Raw genomic sequence first — 14,309 nt, forward strand, 5'->3', positions numbered from 1 at the left:
CCAGCAAGGGAGAGTGACGATGTTCAGCACCACCACCAACACGCTCGAAGGCCATCCGGTCCAGGAATATCTGGGTATCGTCACCGGCGAGGTGATCGTCGGCGCGAACCTGTTCCGCGACCTGTTTGCCAGCATCACCGACATCGTCGGCGGCCGCTCGGGCAAATATGAGGACGTCCTCGCCCGCGCCCGCAAGGAAGCGGTCGCCGAGATGGAAGCCGAGGCCGCGCGCCTCGGCGGCAACGCGGTGATCGGCGTCGATCTCGATTATGAAGTGCTCGGCCAGAACGGCTCGATGCTGATGGTCAGCGCGTCGGGGACCGCGGTCCGCGTCTGACGCTGTTGTCTCTTGGGGGCCGCCACGGTAGGGCGGCGCCAGCTTTCAGTTTGACCGATGGAGGGTGGCTTGGCCGGCCATAGTAAATTCAAGAATATCATGCACCGCAAGGGTGCGCAGGACAAGAAGCGCAGCGCGCTGTTTTCCAAGCTCGCACGCGAAGTGACCGTCGCGGCGAAGATGGGCCTGCCAGATCCCGACGCGAATGCGCGTCTGCGCGCGGCGGTGAACGCCGCCAAGGCGCAGTCGATGCCGAAGGACAATATCCAGCGCGCGATCGACAAGGCGGCGGGCGGCGAAGGCGACAATTACGAAGAAATCCGTTACGAAGGCTATGGTCCCGGCGGTGTGTCGCTGATCGTCGAGGCGCTGACCGACAACCGCAACCGCACCGCGACCAACGTCCGCACCGCTTTCGCCAAGAATGGCGGCAACCTCGGCACCTCGGGCAGCGTCGCGCACGGTTTCGACCGTCTCGGCCTGATCAGCTATCCGGCGAGCGCGGGCGATGCCGACACGGTGTTCGAAGCCGCGCTCGACGCCGGTGCCAGCGACGTCGAATCGTCCGAGGACGGCCACGATATCTGGACCGAAGTCGATGGGCTGCACGAGGTCGCCAAAGCGCTCGAAGCCAAGCTCGGTGAGGCCGAAGGCGTGAAGCTCGCGTGGCGCCCGACGCTGAAGAGCGAAGTCGCCGACGAGGCGACCGCGCAGACCTTGTTCAAGCTGATCGACACGCTCGACGACGACGACGATGTCCAGACCGTGTGGGGCAATTACGACATCCCCGACGCGGTGATGGAAAAGCTTGGATAACCACCAAAATCCGTTCGCATCGAGCGAAGTCGAGATGCCTATCGGTCATGCTTGCCTTCGGGGTGTCTCGACTGCGCTCGACACGAACGGGAACCCATGATCATCCTCGGCCTCGACCCGTCGCTCAGTTGCACCGGCTGGGGTATAATCCGCGTCGAGGGTAGCCGCATCAGCCACATCGCCAACGGCCAGATCAAGACCGACGCCAGGGCGCCCTTGCCCGACCGCCTCGCCCATCTCGACACCGTGCTCGCGGCGGTGATCGCCGACCATGGCCCCACTGGAGCCGCGGTCGAAGAGGTCTTCGTCAACGACAACCCCCAATCGTCGCTCAAGCTCGCCCACGCACGCGGCGTTGCGCTGCTCGGCTGCGCGCGTGCCGGGCTGGTCGTCGGCGAATATGCCCCGCGCCTCGTCAAGAAAGCGATCGTCGGCACCGGCGGCGCGGCGAAGGAACAGGTGCAGGCGATGCTGCGCGTGCTGCTGCCGGGCGCCAAGGTTGCAGGACCCGACGCGGCCGATGCGCTGGCCGTCGCGATCTGCCACGCGAACCATCGGCCGCGCGATTAGAAAAATCTCACGCAAAGGCGCAAAGGCGCGAAGAAGAAAAAGGGAGACTCACACAAAGACACAAAGATGGCGGTTTCAACCGCGACATCGCGTCCTGACCCGGCCTTGGCGGAATGACCTGCCGGACTTCGTCCGGCCTTTACATGCCAAGTTCGCACCACAAGCATGACGGCAGGACAGAAAACGAACCTCTTTGTGTCTTTGTGTGAGAATTTCTTTCTCTTCCTCCTTCGCGCCTTTGCGCCTTTGCGTGAGACCCCTTTTTCCTTCCCTGTTCCCTTTTCATTCCTATCACGCTAGCACAGCCAAATGATCGCAAAACTCACCGGACGGCTCGACAGCAGCGGCGCAGGCCACGCGGTGATCGACGTCGGCGGCGTCGGCTATCTGGTCGAGGCATCGGCGCGCACGCTCGACGCCCTCGGCGCGGTCGATGGCGAGGTCACCATCCACACCGAAATGCTGGTCGGCGAGGATTTCCTGCGCCTGCTCGGCTTCGCGCGCGCCGAGGAGCGCGACTGGTTCCGCCTGCTCACCAGCGTCCAGGGGGTCGGCGCCAAGGTCGCGCTCGCGATCCTGTCGGCGCTCGAGATCGGAGACCTGCAACGCGCGCTCGCCAGCGGCGACAGCGCGATGATCGCGCGCGCCAACGGCGTCGGCCCGAAACTGGCGCAGCGCATCACGCATGAACTGAAGGACAAGGCGGGCGCGCTGGGCGGCATAGCGGGCAGCGGCGCAACTTACGTGCCCACCACCCCCGGCCCCCTCGCCGACGCCATCACCGCCCTCACCGGCCTCGGCTTCAAACCCGGCGAAGCGAGCGCAGCGGTTGCCGCGGCGAGCGAGGAACTCGGCGCTGGCGCAAACCTCGATGCGCTGGTCCGCGTGGCGCTCAAGAAGGCCGCCAAGTGACCACCCGCCACGCCTCGTGCCGCTGCGGCCAGCTCCGCATAGCCTGCTCGGGCGAGCCGATCCGCGTGTCGGTGTGCCACTGTCGCAATTGCAAGGCGAGGAGCGGCAGCGCCTTTGCCGCGCAGGCGCGCTTCCCCGCCCAGAATGTCCGCACAGAGGGCGAAGCGAAATTGTACCAGTATCCCGGCGGCAGCGGCACTCTTGCGGACTTCTACTTCTGCGAAAACTGCGGCTCCACGCTCTGGTTCCTTAATCGCCCGGAGCTCGACAGCTATGCCGTGCCGATCGGCAATTTCGAACCAGGCCATGATTTCGAGTTGCAATTTTCAGTCTATGAGGATCGTCAGGAACCTTGGGTTTGTATTCTCGGCGAAGCAATAGAGCGTTATGACTGAGCCGGCCCTCACCACCCCCATCCGCACCCCCGAGGACGCCGACGCCGCGCTGCGGCCCAAAACGCTCGCCGAGTTCGTCGGGCAGGCCGCGGCGCGCGAAAATCTGCGCATCTTCGTCGAGGCGGCGAAGGCGCGCGGCGATGCGCTCGACCATGTCCTCTTCTTCGGCCCGCCGGGACTCGGCAAGACGACGCTGGCGCAGATCGTCGCGCGCGAGCTTGGCGTCGGCTTCCGTTCGACCAGCGGCCCGGTGATCGCCAAGGCCGGCGACCTCGCCGCGCTGCTCACCAATCTCGAGGATGGCGATGTGCTGTTCATCGACGAGATCCACCGCCTGTCGCCCGCGGTCGAGGAAATCCTCTACCCGGCGATGGAGGACCGCGCGCTCGACATCATGATCGGCGAGGGGCCGTCGGCGCGCTCCGTCCGCATCGACCTGCCGAAATTCACCCTCGTCGGCGCGACGACGCGGCAGGGGTTGCTGACGACCCCGCTGCGCGACCGTTTCGGCATCCCGGTGCGGCTCAATTTCTACACCCATGGCGAGCTCGAACAGGTGATCGCGCGCGCCGCGCGGCTGCTTGGGCTTGCCATCGCCGCCGACGGAGCGCTCGAAATCGCCAAACGCTCGCGCGGCACGCCGCGGATCGCCGGACGGCTGCTGCGCCGGGTGCGCGACTTCGCGCATGTCGCGGGGCACGCCGTCGTCGACGCCAGCGCCGCCGACGCCGCGCTCAACCGGCTCGAGGTCGATGCGCTGGGGCTCGACGCGATGGACCGCCGCTACCTCTCGATGATCGCCGACATCTATCGCGGCGGCCCGGTGGGGGTCGAGACAATGGCGGCGGGTCTGTCCGAACCGCGCGACACGATCGAGGATGTCATCGAGCCCTATCTGCTCCAGATCGGGCTGATCGCGCGCACCGCGCGCGGCCGGATGCTCAACGCCAGCGCGTGGAAGCACCTCGGGCTCAATCCCCCTGCGGGATCGCAGGACGGGCTGTTCGACAACGGCAAGTGACCGTGCCCCTGCGCAGGCAGGGGCACGGGCTCAAACCAAAACAGGCGGATTTCAGCCCTTACCCCCTATCAACCGGCCCCCATCTGCGACGAACCGTTTATGAGGGCTTTGCGACGAGTCGAAGCGCCGCTATCGGTCGAAGCGATGGTAAATGCCCCGCCCCCCTTTATTCCCGGTGCCTTCGTCGGTGCCGAGCATCGCTTTCGGGCGCGCGTCTATTTCGAAGATACCGACCTGTCGGGGATCGTCTATCACGCCAATTATTTGCGCTATATGGAGCGCGCACGGTCCGACATGTTGCGGATCGCCGGCATCGACCAGCGCGCGGCGATGGAGGCTGGCGAAGGCAGCTGGGCGGTCACCGAAATCGCGATCGGTTATCGCCGTCCCGCCCGGCTCGATGACGACCTGCTGGTCGTCAGCACGGTCGAAGCGGTGCGCGGCGCCAGCGTGATCATCGCCCAGCGCATCCTTCGCGGAACTGACACGTTAACCGGCGAGAGTTTGACCGAAGGGCGGGTCACCGTCGCCTTCCTGTCGCCCGCTGGCCGGCCGCGCCGCTTGTCCGACGACTGGTCGAACCGCTTTACCGCCATCATGAATGGAGAGACTATCCCTTGCTAGACAATATCTCGCTCGCCGCCGACGCGGCGACCCTGTCCCCTGTGGCGCTGTTCATCCAGGCCGATATCATCGTCAAAGCGGTGATGATCGGCCTGCTCGCAGCCTCCATCTACGTCTGGGGCGTCATCGCCACCCACGGGCGCGGGGTCGGCAAGGTGATGCGCGCGTCCGAACAATTCGAACGCGATTTCTGGCGCGCCGACAATGTCGACAAATTCTTCGACAAGAACAGCAGTGAGGATCTGCCGAGCGCCAAGATCCTGGCGGCGGGGATCAGCGAGTGGCGCCGGTCGACCAAGGGCAAGGCCATCGACCGCGAAGGCACGCGCGAGCGGCTGGGCATTGCGATGAACGCCGCGGTTGCCGGCGAAGTCGACCGCCTCGCCGAAAAGATCGGCAATCTCGCGACGATCGGCGCGGTCGCCCCGTTCGTCGGCCTGTTCGGCACCGTGTGGGGGATCATGCGCAGCTTCACCGCGATCGCGGCCGAGAATAACAGCAGCCTGGCGGTCGTCGCGCCCGGCATCGCCGAGGCCTTGTTCGCGACCGCGATCGGGCTTTTCGCCGCGATCCCCGCGGTGATCGCGTACAACAGCTTCTCGCAGCGCCTGAACCGGCTCGAATCGCGGCTCGGCCGCTTCGCCGACGGGCTGCACGCGACCTTCAGCCGCGAGCTCGAGGTCGAAGCCTGATGGCGATGTCGGGCCCATCCGGCGGCATCGGCGCGCGGCGCGGGCGCGGACGGCATCGCGCGCCGATGGCCGAAATCAACGTCACCCCGCTGGTCGACGTGATGCTGGTGCTGCTGATCATCTTCATGATCACCGCGCCGCTGCTCGCATCGGCGGTGCCCGTCGATCTGCCCGAAAGCCGTGCAAAACCGGTCGAGACCGAGGAGCAGGAGCCGGTGCAGCTGTCGATCAACGGCGACGACACCCTGTATATCGGCGAAGAGGTGGTGCCCGAGGCCGAGCTTCCCGCCCGGCTCGACGCGATCGCCCGCGAACAGGCGGCGGGCGATCGCCCGCGCCAGATCATGCTGCGCGCCGACAAAGGGCTCGATTATGGCCGCGTCATGCGCGTGATGGGCGAACTCAACCGCGCCGGCCTGTCGCGCATCGCGCTGGTCACTACTGGATCGGACGGCGGATCGGACGGCGGATCGGACAGCGCGCCGGACGCAGAACCCGCCGCGGTCACCACCGGTTCAGAAACCGGGCAATAGGCAGGAGAGCATGGCCGGATCACGGGCAGGACGGGGCAATCAGCAACGCGGCATGGCCATCGCGGTGGCCGCGCATGTCCTGATCATTGCGCTGTTGTCGGTGCAATGGACCGCGGGCGAGCGCCGCTTCGACAACCCGCCGATGGAGGTCGACCTGATCGCCGAAACCGCACCGACGTCGAGCGCGCCGGTGCTCAGCGACACCCCGCCCGCCGCACGGCTCGGCGAAGAGGATGCGGTCGATATCGCCGCCCCCGAACCGATGCCGACCCCGCCGCTGCCCGAACCGGTCGTCCGCCCGACTCCCACTCCGACCCCGAAACAGGTGGCGCGCCCGAAACCGGCGCCGCCGAAAAAGGCACCCGCAGTCGCAAAGGCGGCGCCCAAGGCCGCCCCCAAGGCGCCGCCCGCCAAGAAGAACCCGGCGCGCCCGACCGGACGGCTCGACGGCATCACCGACGGACTGGGCCGCGAGGCGACCAAGGCGCCGAGCAAAGGCGCGCCCGCCGCGGCAACCGCCGCCGAAGTCCGGCGCTCGATCGACGTCAGCATCAAGTCGGCGGTGGCGCCGCGCTGGAACAGCTGCCGCGTCAGCGGGGTCGATGTCGATCAGCTCAAGACCGTGGTGAAGTTCCGCCTGACCCAGTCGGGCGCGCTCGCCGGGTTCAGCGGCGTCACGACGACCGGCGAAAACGATAGCAACAAGTTCCAGGTTCAGCGTCATCAGGAATGCGCCAAACGCGCGGTCGAACTCGCCGCGCCCTTCGACCTGCCCGAGGAAAACTACAGCTTCTGGCAGAATTACACGCTCGATTTCATCAAAAGGTAAGTCACGATGACCCTCCGCCCGATCAGCCTTTCGCTCGCCTTGCTGCTCACCACCGCGCCCGTGTTCGCACAGGATGCGGCGCCGTCGGTGACGCCCCCCGCCACGGTGCAGACCGAACCGCGCGAAACCATCGAGGGAACGCTGTCGCAGGAGCGCACCGTCATTGCCGTGCCGGCCTTCGCGACCCCGCAGGTCACGACCGTCGCCGGGCTGCGCACCGACAGCCTGGGCCGCCAGATCGCCGAAGTGATCACCGCCGACCTCGAACGCAGCGGTCTCTATGCGCCGCTCGGCCCCGGTAGCGTGCGGGCGATCACCATGCCCGAAGTCACCGCGCCGCGTTTTGCCGACTGGCAGGCGCGCGACGCCGAAAATGTCGTCCACGGCTTCGTCCGCGCGACGGGCACCGGCGGGTTGATCGTCGGCTGCTACCTCTACGACACCGCGCTCGGCAGCGAGCTGGTCCGGCAGGGCTATGAAATCCAGCCCGGCGACTGGCGCCGCGCCGCGCACAAATGCGCCGACGCGATCTATTCGCGCCTGTCGGGCGAATCGCCCTTCTTCGACAGCCGCATCGCCTATATCGCCGAGAGCGGCCCGAAGGGGAATCGCACCAAGCAGCTGGCGATCATGGATTCGGACGGCGGCAACCACCGCTTCATCACCAACGGCCAGGCACTTGCGCTCAGCCCGCGTTTCTCGCCCGATTACAAAAAGATCGTGTACGTCAGCTATCTCGCCGATCGCGTCCGCGTCTTCACCTACGACCTCGACGCCGGCACCCAGAAGCTGGTGACCGAAAGCGGCAACGCGACCTTCGCGCCGCGCTGGTCGCCCGACGGCACGCAGATCCTGTATTCGATGGCGGTCGGCGGCAACACCGACATCTATCGGATCTCGGCCGCCGGCGGCACCCCGGTGCGGCTGACCAGCACCGCGGGCATCGACGTCGGGGGCAGCTTCTCTCCCGACGGCCGCAAGATCGTGTTCGAAAGCGACCGGTCGGGCAGCCAGCAGATCTATACGATGAACATCGACGGGTCGAACCAGCAGCGGATCAGCTTCGGCGGCGGGCGCTATGCCACCCCCGAATGGTCGCCGCGCGGCGACCTGATCGCCTTCACCCGGATGGGCGGCGGCGAATTCCGCATCGGCGTGATGACCCCGTCGGGCGGCGGCACGCGGCTGCTCACCAACAGCTGGCAGGACGAGGCGCCGACCTGGTCGCCGAACGGCCGCGTCATCCAGTTCTTTCGCACCACCCCCGGCCGCGAGGGCAAATCGAGCATCTGGCAGGTCGACCTGACCGGCGTGAACCTGCGCCGCCTGCCCACCCCGCGCGACGGGTCGGACCCGAGCTGGGGGCCGATCCGCCCCTGATCCCGCCCCGATCCATAAGGGAACCAAATTTAGCCGCTGGGGTTGGAATATGGCATTCAACATAGATTAGTCCGGCCGCGGCACGACCCACGTTAACAACAAGAGGACAGAAGACATGACGATAAGCAAAAGCACCGCGATGATCGCGGCGATCACCATGCTGGCCGTCGGCGCATGCTCGAAGAAGGCTCCCGAGGATCTGCCGCCGCCGCCCGCCGGCACCGAAGACGGCACCGGCGGGAGCGGGGTCGGCAACGCCGTCATCCCCGGTTCGCAGCAGGATTTCGTCGCCAACGTCTCGTCGGACCGCATTTTCTTCGGCTTCGACCAGTATAATGTCGATGGCGAAGACCAGGTGACGCTGCAAAGCCAGGCGCAGTGGCTGCAGCGCAACCCCGCGGTGCGCGTCACGCTTGAGGGTCACGCAGACGAACGCGGCACCCGCGACTATAATATCGCGCTCGGCGAGCGCCGCGCCAATGCCGCGAAAAACTATCTTGCCTCGCTCGGCATCGATCCGTCGCGGATCAACGTCATCAGCTATGGCAAGGAACGCCCCGCTGCCGTCGGCTCGACCGAGGACGCATGGGCGCAGAACCGCCGCGCGGTGACTGTCGTTATCGGCCAATAGTTATCGGCCAGTAAGCGCCAGCCAGATCGGCACCGCGGCAAAAGAGGCGGTGCAGGCAAACACGCCGAATGGGACCGGTCGCTGGTGCAGCGGCCGGTCCCCTGCGTTTCGGGTCGTCAGCGCCCAAGCCAGCCCGCCAAGGCTGGCGAGCAGCAACACCAGCGGCAGCGGCTGCCAGCCGAGCCACGCGCCGATCGCCGCGACCAGCTTGGGATCGCCGCCGCCCATGCCGTCGGCACCGCGCGCGCGGCGATAGCCCCAGGCGATGAGGGCAAGCACCACCCCGCCCGCGACCGCGCCGATCCAGCGGTCGGCCAGCGCCGTGCCCATCAGCGGCCCCGCAACCAGCAGCCCCGTGCCCGCGAGCAGCAGGTTCAGCGGGTCGGGGAGCCAGAAATGGCGCGCGTCGAGCAGCAGCAGCGGCAGCAGCAGCCAGCCGAACAGCGCCCACAGCCAGCCCGCCGTTCCCGGCATCGCCGCGAGCGCGACGGCGCCGATCAGCGCCGCCGCCATCTCGACGCGCCAATGAAACGAATCGATGGCGGCGCCGCAGCGGCGACAGCGCCCGCGTTGCCACAGCGCGGAGAGCAGCGGCACCAGATCGCGCGCGCCAAGCGGCCGCCCGCAGCCATCGCACGCGGAACGGCCGGAGAGCGAGCGCTCCGCTGGCCAGCGCAGCACCAGCGTCGCGATAAAACTGCCGAGGATGAGCCCGATCAACGCCGCGAGACCGATGCCCGCGCCAAGCGGCAAGGCATCGAGACGCGTCACCTCAGAAACGCCCCGTGGTCACCAGCACAAAGCCGTCGGGGGCCGCGCGGAAGCCGAGCGCGGCGAGCGCCGCCGCCATCACCGGATCGTCGGCGGCGTTGATCGCCAGCTGCGCGCGATACGCACCGCGGCCGTCGAACGCCAGCGTCAGCCGCTCCATCCCCGACTGGCTGGCGAGCGCCGCCTGCGCGCGCCCGTTGACGCAGCTCAGCGGCCCCGACAGGCCGCGCGACAGGTCGAGCCCGGCGATCGGTGCCGCGACCGACAATTGCAACCGCCCACCCGCTTCGACGCATCGGCCGGCGGCATTGAAGCGGAGGGTGGCGCCCTCGAAGCGGATGGTATCGACCGGAATCATGCCGATCCCGCCCGCCAGCATGCTCACCCCGCTGACCTCCGACACCCCGCGCGGATCGCTCCCGTGCAGCCGCCCCGCCAGCGCCCCAAGCCGCGCGTCGCTGCGCGAGAAAACCAGCTCGGTCCGCCCGCCGAGCAACGCAATCGGCGACACGCTCGCCTGCACGGACCCCAGCGGCAACACCCCCAACTGCGCATCGACCAACTCGCCCGACCATATCGAACCGCGAACCTCGCGCGCGGTAACGCCGGCATCGGCGGCGCCCGACCAGCCGAGCGCGAGGCGCATCGGAAAGGTCGCAACGACGAGCGCCAGCGCGAGTAACAGCGCGGCAATGACCCAGCTCCGGCGTTTTTGGGTCATGACCCGCTTTTCCTCAGTTCCGCGGTCATGCCGACCGTGCCGTCGGCTGCGGGGGTGATCGTCAGCTGATCGACCACAAAGCCCTGCGCTTCGAGCGAGGCGAGCCAGTCGGTGAGGACCGGCGCCTTGGCGGTCGCAATGGCGATCGCGGCGACACGCTGTCCGCGCGCCTCGTTGCGGTCGAGCGTAAGCCCGATTTCGCTCGCCGACTGGGCGAGATACTGGTCGATCTGCACGGCGTCGGTCGCGGCCGTGACCGACGTCGTGGGACGTTCGGCGAGCAACCGCACCTTGGCGGCGACACGCCCCTCGCGTTCGATCGCGGCGCGATGTTGCGCGTCGATGTCGATAAATGCGGCGACCGCCGGCCGTCCAAGCGCCCAGCCAAGAACGGCGATGCCGAGCACCGCTGCGATGCCGACAAGCCAGCGCTCGCGCGGCGAAATTTCGCTCCACCAGCGCTGCAAACGTTCCATCATGGCACCGCCCGGATCGTGATATTGGCCATCTGTTGCCCGTCGGCACCGGCGCTCGGCTGCGCGGTGACGCGGTAGCCGCGGGCCTGAAGCGTGAGCAGCACCGTGTTGATGTCTTCGACACGCGGCGCCGCAAGCGTGGTCGTGAGGGTGCCGTCGGTGCGGTGCGAGAGGCTTTTGAGCGACACGCCCGGCGTATCGGCCATCGCATCATAAAGCGCCGAGGCGGGAACCGAGAAAGCAAGCGGCCCACCCCCTGTAGCGGCGAGCCGCCGGTCGAGTTCGGATTCGGCCGCCGCTGCATCGGGCGCCGTGACGCCCGCCTTGCGCGCCATGGCCACCACGGCATCGTCGGCACGGCCGGTGTCCGACGCCAGCCGGATCGCCTGGACGATCGGCACCAGCAGGCTGACCGCGACCAGCGCGATCAGCAGCCGGCGCGCGAGCCGCAGCATCGCCGGATCGACCGCCCAGTTCCGCTTCGGTTTCCAGGCGCCGCTGAGCAGGTCGAGCGGCGGCGCGGCGAGCGACAGCAGCAAGGCCTCGCGCATCCGCTCGGCATCGAGCGGCGCGACGAGGCGCTCGCCCGCGATCAGCGCGTCGATTTCAGGGTCGGACACATAGGCGCGATCGTCGGTGCGGACGATCGCCTCGCCGCCGAGTTCGGCGGTCCACAGCGTCCCCGGTTCGGGGGGCGGCACCGCGGCGGCGGCGGGCATGATCGCCGCGGGGTCGAGCCCACGCGCCTGCAACCACGCGGTCCAGGCCGTCATCGCCGCGTGCGTCGTCACCGCGACCGGCACCGCCTGCCCCGTCGCCGCGGGTTGCCCGGCGACGACGTGCAGCGCCGCCATGTCGCCAAGGCTGTCCTTCAATGCGTCGATCCGCGCCGCGGCGGCGGCCTGCGCCGGCGCGGCGTCGGCATAATGATACCAGCGCAGCGGAACGTCGGCGGCGGGCGCTAGTACGACCAGCCGGTCGGCGGCCTCCTCGTCGCGCGGCTTTTCCCACGCATCGACCCAATTATCGTCCTGCCCCGAATCGACGATGACGCCGTCGTCGATGCGGAGCCACGCGGCATCGGGAGCGGCGTCCCCCTCGCCAAGCATCGCCGCCGACGGCAGCCACAGGACCAGCGTGCGCGTCATCTCAGTCGGATTCGCCCCAGTCGCGCCGCACGATCGCCGGCGCGGCCTGACCGGCCGCGGGGGCTCCGCCGTTCGCGTCGATGAGCGATTCTGCCGTCAAAAACCCGTCCCCCATCGTCACATTCACCGTGAGCGCCAGCCAGCGGCTGGTCACGCCCGTCTGTTCGGCGATATCGCCCGGATCGAGCCGGGCGAGCGAGCTTGCTTCCCAGAATCGCACGCTGCTGCCATAGCCGCCCGCAGGCCGCGCCGCCAGCGCCGCCCGCGCATCGCCGATCGCAATCTGGCCGGGCATCAGCATTGCGATCAACGGGGCCTGTTCGGGCGCGAGGGTATTGACGTTGAGCCGCACCGGATCGGCAACCGGCAGCACGCAAATCCACGGCCGCAGCCGCGCATAGATTTTCGGCGTCACCCCGCGCACTGCGCGCAATTCGCTGGGGTCGGCCATCTTGCGGTTGGCGGGCAGATAGCTCGTTTGCATCGATCGATAGACGCCGTCCTCGGCGCCGAGCGGTCCGTCGTTGCCGTCGCTGTCGATCCAGTCGGCCGCCGCCCCCGCGATGCCCAGCGCCTCGCCGCGATCGATACCGAGCAGCACCATCAGTTCGCCGAACTGCGCGATCGCACCCGAGCGCTGGCTGAGCCGGCCGGGCGCGGTCTCGGCGGCGAGACTGTTGAGGTTGAAGCAATTGTTCGCATCGGCCAGCCGCGCCCGGCCCGTGCCGCCGGGCAGCGGCAGAGTGAAATCGCGGCCCAGCCAATCGCCGGCAAGCGTCAGCTTGGCAGGATCGCGGCGGACCAGTTCGCCGACCCGGCGCAGCGCGATCTGTTCGGCCGCAAAGGCATAGGCGCGGCCCTGATCGACCGTCGCGGCGCTGCCCGCGATCCGCGTAGCGAGGGTCAGCCGATCGAGCGCGGTCGCCGCGATCACCGCCATCACCGCGACGAGCAACAGGACGCTGAGCAGCGCGGCACCGGTTTCCTCATGGCGGGTCATGGCACGGGCGCCCCGACAACGGGCGGCGGCGGCAGCGTCGGGGCGGTCAGGAACAGCATCGTCAGCGGCGGGCGCGCGGTGCGCGTCAGCCGCACCTCGACCGCGAGCGGCAGCCGGTCGCCCGGCTCCGAGTTCCAGCTTTCACTCCAATTGCCGACCGCGTCGCGATAGCGCACCGCGACCGCCGTTACCTCGTCGATCAGCCGGTCGCCATCGCCGAGCGCAGTGCCATCGAGCATCGGCTGCGCCTCGCGGCGCCATTCGCTGCCGACGAGCGCATAGCCGACGCGTTCGACATTGGGGCGCGGGCTGCCGCCAAGCGCCGAAGCGCCGGCATGGACGAAGGCAAAGCCGCTCGCCGATCCGGCAAAGGCCGGCACCGCCTCGCCCGCCACCCCGCGCGTCGGCCGCTGCACCGCCTGGGCCAGGTCGTTCGCCATCACCGCGCGCAGACGGTTCATCCCGCCCATGCTTTTCAGCCGCTGCTGCACCGCCTCCTGCGTGTCGATGCTGCCGCGCAGCAATCCGACCCCCATCGCCGCGATCGCCGCGAACAGCGACAGCGCGACAAGCATCTCGACGAGGGTGAAGCCCCGCTGGCCGCTCATTGGCTTGGCCGGATGATCGTCAGCGCCGCCTGTCCCCGCCCGCTTTCGGGGCGTACGATCAGGTCGATGCGCAGCAGGCTGTCGTCGGCGGTTGCGGCGACCCGCTGTTCGATGCGCCAGTTGCGCCCGGCATTGGCAACGCCGGTAGCGCTGTTGCCGATCGTCGGCGGCGTGGGGTCGGTCCACAGTTCGACGGCGCGGTTCTGCGCCACGATGCCGGCGATCGTGCTTTCGTCGAGGTCGCCCGCGGAGCGCACGGCATAGGCGTCGAGCCGCATCAGCGTCAGCGCCGCAATGCTGATGATGCTGAGCGCGACGAGCATTTCGAGCAAGGTGAAGCCCGCTTCGCGAGGGCCATGGTCATTGGCCACGGCTGACCTCCCCCATCGCCGACACACGAACGATTTCGCGCGCGTCGCCGCCCACGAGCACGACGGCTTGCGGCGTCGGGCTGGTGCCGACGCGGTCGAACAGGATGCGCGCCGCCCCCTGCCCGTCGCCGGCGACGAACCGCACCCCGGCGGGCCAGCTGCGCTGTTCGAAGGAGCGGCCGGGCAGCGGCGCCCAATTGCCGCCGGTGCGCCGTTCGAAACCATAACCCGACGGCGCGAAATTGACCGCGACGCTGCGCCCCTCGATCACCGCGATGTCGCGCGCCGCGGCCAGCCTTGCCGCCAGCCGGTCGGCCTCGCTGCGCACGCCGCGCTCCTCGCCGGGAAGCGTGAGCACCACGGCGGTCGCGGCGAGCGCCATGATCGCGAGCACGACCATCAGCTCGACCAGCGTGAAACCGCTCGTCCTTGCATCGCGATCATCGGGTGCTGTCAATGCTGCCCTGCCCTTGA

At 68.4% G+C, this 14,309-nt stretch carries 20 protein-coding genes; 12 read left to right on the forward strand and 8 right to left on the reverse strand.

Translation table 11 applies throughout. The features are described from left to right. The first annotated feature begins 19 nt into the window (after positions 1 to 19). The 12 genes from HEQ22_RS12095 to pal all read left to right on the forward strand — a co-directional run bounded on the left by HEQ22_RS12095 (position 20) and on the right by pal (position 8,740). Complete coding sequence (locus HEQ22_RS12095) at positions 20 to 337, forward strand: heavy metal-binding domain-containing protein (protein ID WP_432768147.1); 318 nt, start codon at positions 20 to 22, stop codon at positions 335 to 337. 69 nt (positions 338 to 406) lie between these two features. Continuing rightward, positions 407 to 1,153, forward strand: a complete 747-nt coding sequence (locus tag HEQ22_RS12100) for a YebC/PmpR family DNA-binding transcriptional regulator (protein WP_432768148.1) — start codon at positions 407 to 409, stop codon at positions 1,151 to 1,153. A 96-nt stretch (positions 1,154 to 1,249) separates the two neighbouring features. Further along, positions 1,250 to 1,723, forward strand: coding sequence for a crossover junction endodeoxyribonuclease RuvC (gene ruvC / locus HEQ22_RS12105; RefSeq protein ID WP_432768149.1), 474 nt, complete (start codon positions 1,250 to 1,252; stop codon positions 1,721 to 1,723). Between the two features lie 309 nt (positions 1,724 to 2,032). After that, positions 2,033 to 2,635: a Holliday junction branch migration protein RuvA gene (gene ruvA, locus HEQ22_RS12110; RefSeq protein WP_432768150.1), complete on the forward strand. Its 603-nt coding sequence runs from the start codon at positions 2,033 to 2,035 to the stop codon at positions 2,633 to 2,635. Further along, positions 2,632 to 3,030 (forward strand): GFA family protein, encoded by a 399-nt coding sequence (locus HEQ22_RS12115; RefSeq protein ID WP_432768151.1) that lies wholly within the window; start codon positions 2,632 to 2,634, stop codon positions 3,028 to 3,030. The genes ruvA and HEQ22_RS12115 overlap by 4 nt, the downstream gene beginning before the upstream one ends. Further along, positions 3,023 to 4,051, forward strand: a complete 1,029-nt coding sequence (gene ruvB / locus HEQ22_RS12120) for a Holliday junction branch migration DNA helicase RuvB (protein WP_432768152.1) — start codon at positions 3,023 to 3,025, stop codon at positions 4,049 to 4,051. Before HEQ22_RS12115 ends, ruvB begins: the two co-directional genes overlap by 8 nt. Before the next feature lie 144 nt (positions 4,052 to 4,195). Continuing rightward, complete coding sequence (locus HEQ22_RS12125; protein WP_432768153.1) at positions 4,196 to 4,675, forward strand: YbgC/FadM family acyl-CoA thioesterase; 480 nt, start codon at positions 4,196 to 4,198, stop codon at positions 4,673 to 4,675. Further along, a complete protein-coding gene (tolQ, locus tag HEQ22_RS12130; RefSeq protein ID WP_432768154.1) occupies positions 4,669 to 5,367 on the forward strand; it encodes a protein TolQ in 699 nt (232 codons plus the stop codon). The genes HEQ22_RS12125 and tolQ overlap by 7 nt, the downstream gene beginning before the upstream one ends. Further along, positions 5,367 to 5,900: a protein TolR gene (gene tolR / locus HEQ22_RS12135; RefSeq protein WP_432768155.1), complete on the forward strand. Its 534-nt coding sequence runs from the start codon at positions 5,367 to 5,369 to the stop codon at positions 5,898 to 5,900. Before tolQ ends, tolR begins: the two co-directional genes overlap by 1 nt. 52 nt (positions 5,901 to 5,952) lie before the next feature. Then, positions 5,953 to 6,729: a hypothetical protein gene (locus tag HEQ22_RS12140; protein WP_432768156.1), complete on the forward strand. Its 777-nt coding sequence runs from the start codon at positions 5,953 to 5,955 to the stop codon at positions 6,727 to 6,729. 6 nt (positions 6,730 to 6,735) lie between these two features. Then, positions 6,736 to 8,109 (forward strand): Tol-Pal system beta propeller repeat protein TolB, encoded by a 1,374-nt coding sequence (gene tolB / locus HEQ22_RS12145; protein ID WP_432768157.1) that lies wholly within the window; start codon positions 6,736 to 6,738, stop codon positions 8,107 to 8,109. A 115-nt stretch (positions 8,110 to 8,224) separates the two neighbouring features. Beyond that, a complete protein-coding gene (pal, locus tag HEQ22_RS12150; RefSeq protein ID WP_432768158.1) occupies positions 8,225 to 8,740 on the forward strand; it encodes a peptidoglycan-associated lipoprotein Pal in 516 nt (171 codons plus the stop codon). Here the strand turns inward: pal and HEQ22_RS12155 are convergent, their stop codons facing one another. The 8 genes from HEQ22_RS12155 to HEQ22_RS12190 are packed head-to-tail and all read right to left on the reverse strand — an operon-like array spanning position 8,741 to position 14,292. Then, on the reverse strand, positions 8,741 to 9,511 hold the full coding sequence (locus tag HEQ22_RS12155) for a prepilin peptidase (RefSeq protein WP_432768159.1): 771 nt from the start codon (positions 9,509 to 9,511) through the stop codon (positions 8,741 to 8,743). A gap of 1 nt (position 9,512) precedes the next feature. After that, positions 9,513 to 10,232 (reverse strand): type II secretion system protein N, encoded by a 720-nt coding sequence (gene gspN / locus HEQ22_RS12160; protein ID WP_432768160.1) that lies wholly within the window; start codon positions 10,230 to 10,232, stop codon positions 9,513 to 9,515. After that, positions 10,229 to 10,711, reverse strand: coding sequence for a type II secretion system protein GspM (gene gspM, locus HEQ22_RS12165; RefSeq protein WP_432768161.1), 483 nt, complete (start codon positions 10,709 to 10,711; stop codon positions 10,229 to 10,231). Before gspM ends, gspN begins: the two co-directional genes overlap by 4 nt. Further along, entirely contained in the window at positions 10,708 to 11,856 is a 1,149-nt protein-coding gene (gspL, locus tag HEQ22_RS12170) for a type II secretion system protein GspL (RefSeq protein WP_432768162.1), read from the reverse strand. Before gspL ends, gspM begins: the two co-directional genes overlap by 4 nt. 1 nt (position 11,857) lies before the next feature. Next, a complete protein-coding gene (gspK, locus tag HEQ22_RS12175) occupies positions 11,858 to 12,856 on the reverse strand; it encodes a type II secretion system minor pseudopilin GspK (RefSeq protein WP_432768163.1) in 999 nt (332 codons plus the stop codon). Further along, entirely contained in the window at positions 12,853 to 13,464 is a 612-nt protein-coding gene (gene gspJ, locus HEQ22_RS12180; RefSeq protein WP_432768164.1) for a type II secretion system minor pseudopilin GspJ, read from the reverse strand. The genes gspK and gspJ overlap by 4 nt, the downstream gene beginning before the upstream one ends. Beyond that, positions 13,461 to 13,835, reverse strand: coding sequence for a type II secretion system minor pseudopilin GspI (gene gspI / locus HEQ22_RS12185; protein ID WP_432768165.1), 375 nt, complete (start codon positions 13,833 to 13,835; stop codon positions 13,461 to 13,463). Before gspI ends, gspJ begins: the two co-directional genes overlap by 4 nt. Next, positions 13,825 to 14,292, reverse strand: a complete 468-nt coding sequence (locus tag HEQ22_RS12190) for a GspH/FimT family pseudopilin (RefSeq protein WP_432768166.1) — start codon at positions 14,290 to 14,292, stop codon at positions 13,825 to 13,827. The genes gspI and HEQ22_RS12190 overlap by 11 nt, the downstream gene beginning before the upstream one ends. Positions 14,293 to 14,309 lie beyond the last annotated feature (17 nt).

The organism is Sphingopyxis sp., assembly GCF_050916055.1.
GTDB lineage: Bacteria > Pseudomonadota > Alphaproteobacteria > Sphingomonadales > Sphingomonadaceae > Sphingopyxis.

Excerpts from the sequence above, each read along its gene's own strand:
- gspN (WP_432768160.1), bottom strand. The coding sequence starts at position 10,232 with ATGACCCAAAAACGCCGGAGCTGGGTCATTGCCGCGCTGTTACTCGCG.
- ruvB (WP_432768152.1), top strand. The coding sequence starts at position 3,023 with ATGACTGAGCCGGCCCTCACCACCCCCATCCGCACCCCCGAGGACGCC.
- gspM (WP_432768161.1), bottom strand. The coding sequence starts at position 10,711 with ATGATGGAACGTTTGCAGCGCTGGTGGAGCGAAATTTCGCCGCGCGAG.
- pal (WP_432768158.1), top strand. The coding sequence starts at position 8,225 with ATGACGATAAGCAAAAGCACCGCGATGATCGCGGCGATCACCATGCTG.
- tolB (WP_432768157.1), top strand. The coding sequence starts at position 6,736 with ATGACCCTCCGCCCGATCAGCCTTTCGCTCGCCTTGCTGCTCACCACC.
- tolR (WP_432768155.1), top strand. The coding sequence starts at position 5,367 with ATGGCGATGTCGGGCCCATCCGGCGGCATCGGCGCGCGGCGCGGGCGC.
- ruvC (WP_432768149.1), top strand. The coding sequence starts at position 1,250 with ATGATCATCCTCGGCCTCGACCCGTCGCTCAGTTGCACCGGCTGGGGT.
- gspJ (WP_432768164.1), bottom strand. The coding sequence starts at position 13,464 with ATGAGCGGCCAGCGGGGCTTCACCCTCGTCGAGATGCTTGTCGCGCTG.
- ruvA (WP_432768150.1), top strand. The coding sequence starts at position 2,033 with ATGATCGCAAAACTCACCGGACGGCTCGACAGCAGCGGCGCAGGCCAC.
- HEQ22_RS12125 (WP_432768153.1), top strand. The coding sequence starts at position 4,196 with ATGGTAAATGCCCCGCCCCCCTTTATTCCCGGTGCCTTCGTCGGTGCC.
- gspK (WP_432768163.1), bottom strand. The coding sequence starts at position 12,856 with ATGACCCGCCATGAGGAAACCGGTGCCGCGCTGCTCAGCGTCCTGTTG.
- gspL (WP_432768162.1), bottom strand. The coding sequence starts at position 11,856 with ATGACGCGCACGCTGGTCCTGTGGCTGCCGTCGGCGGCGATGCTTGGC.
- HEQ22_RS12095 (WP_432768147.1), top strand. The coding sequence starts at position 20 with ATGTTCAGCACCACCACCAACACGCTCGAAGGCCATCCGGTCCAGGAA.
- HEQ22_RS12140 (WP_432768156.1), top strand. The coding sequence starts at position 5,953 with ATGGCCATCGCGGTGGCCGCGCATGTCCTGATCATTGCGCTGTTGTCG.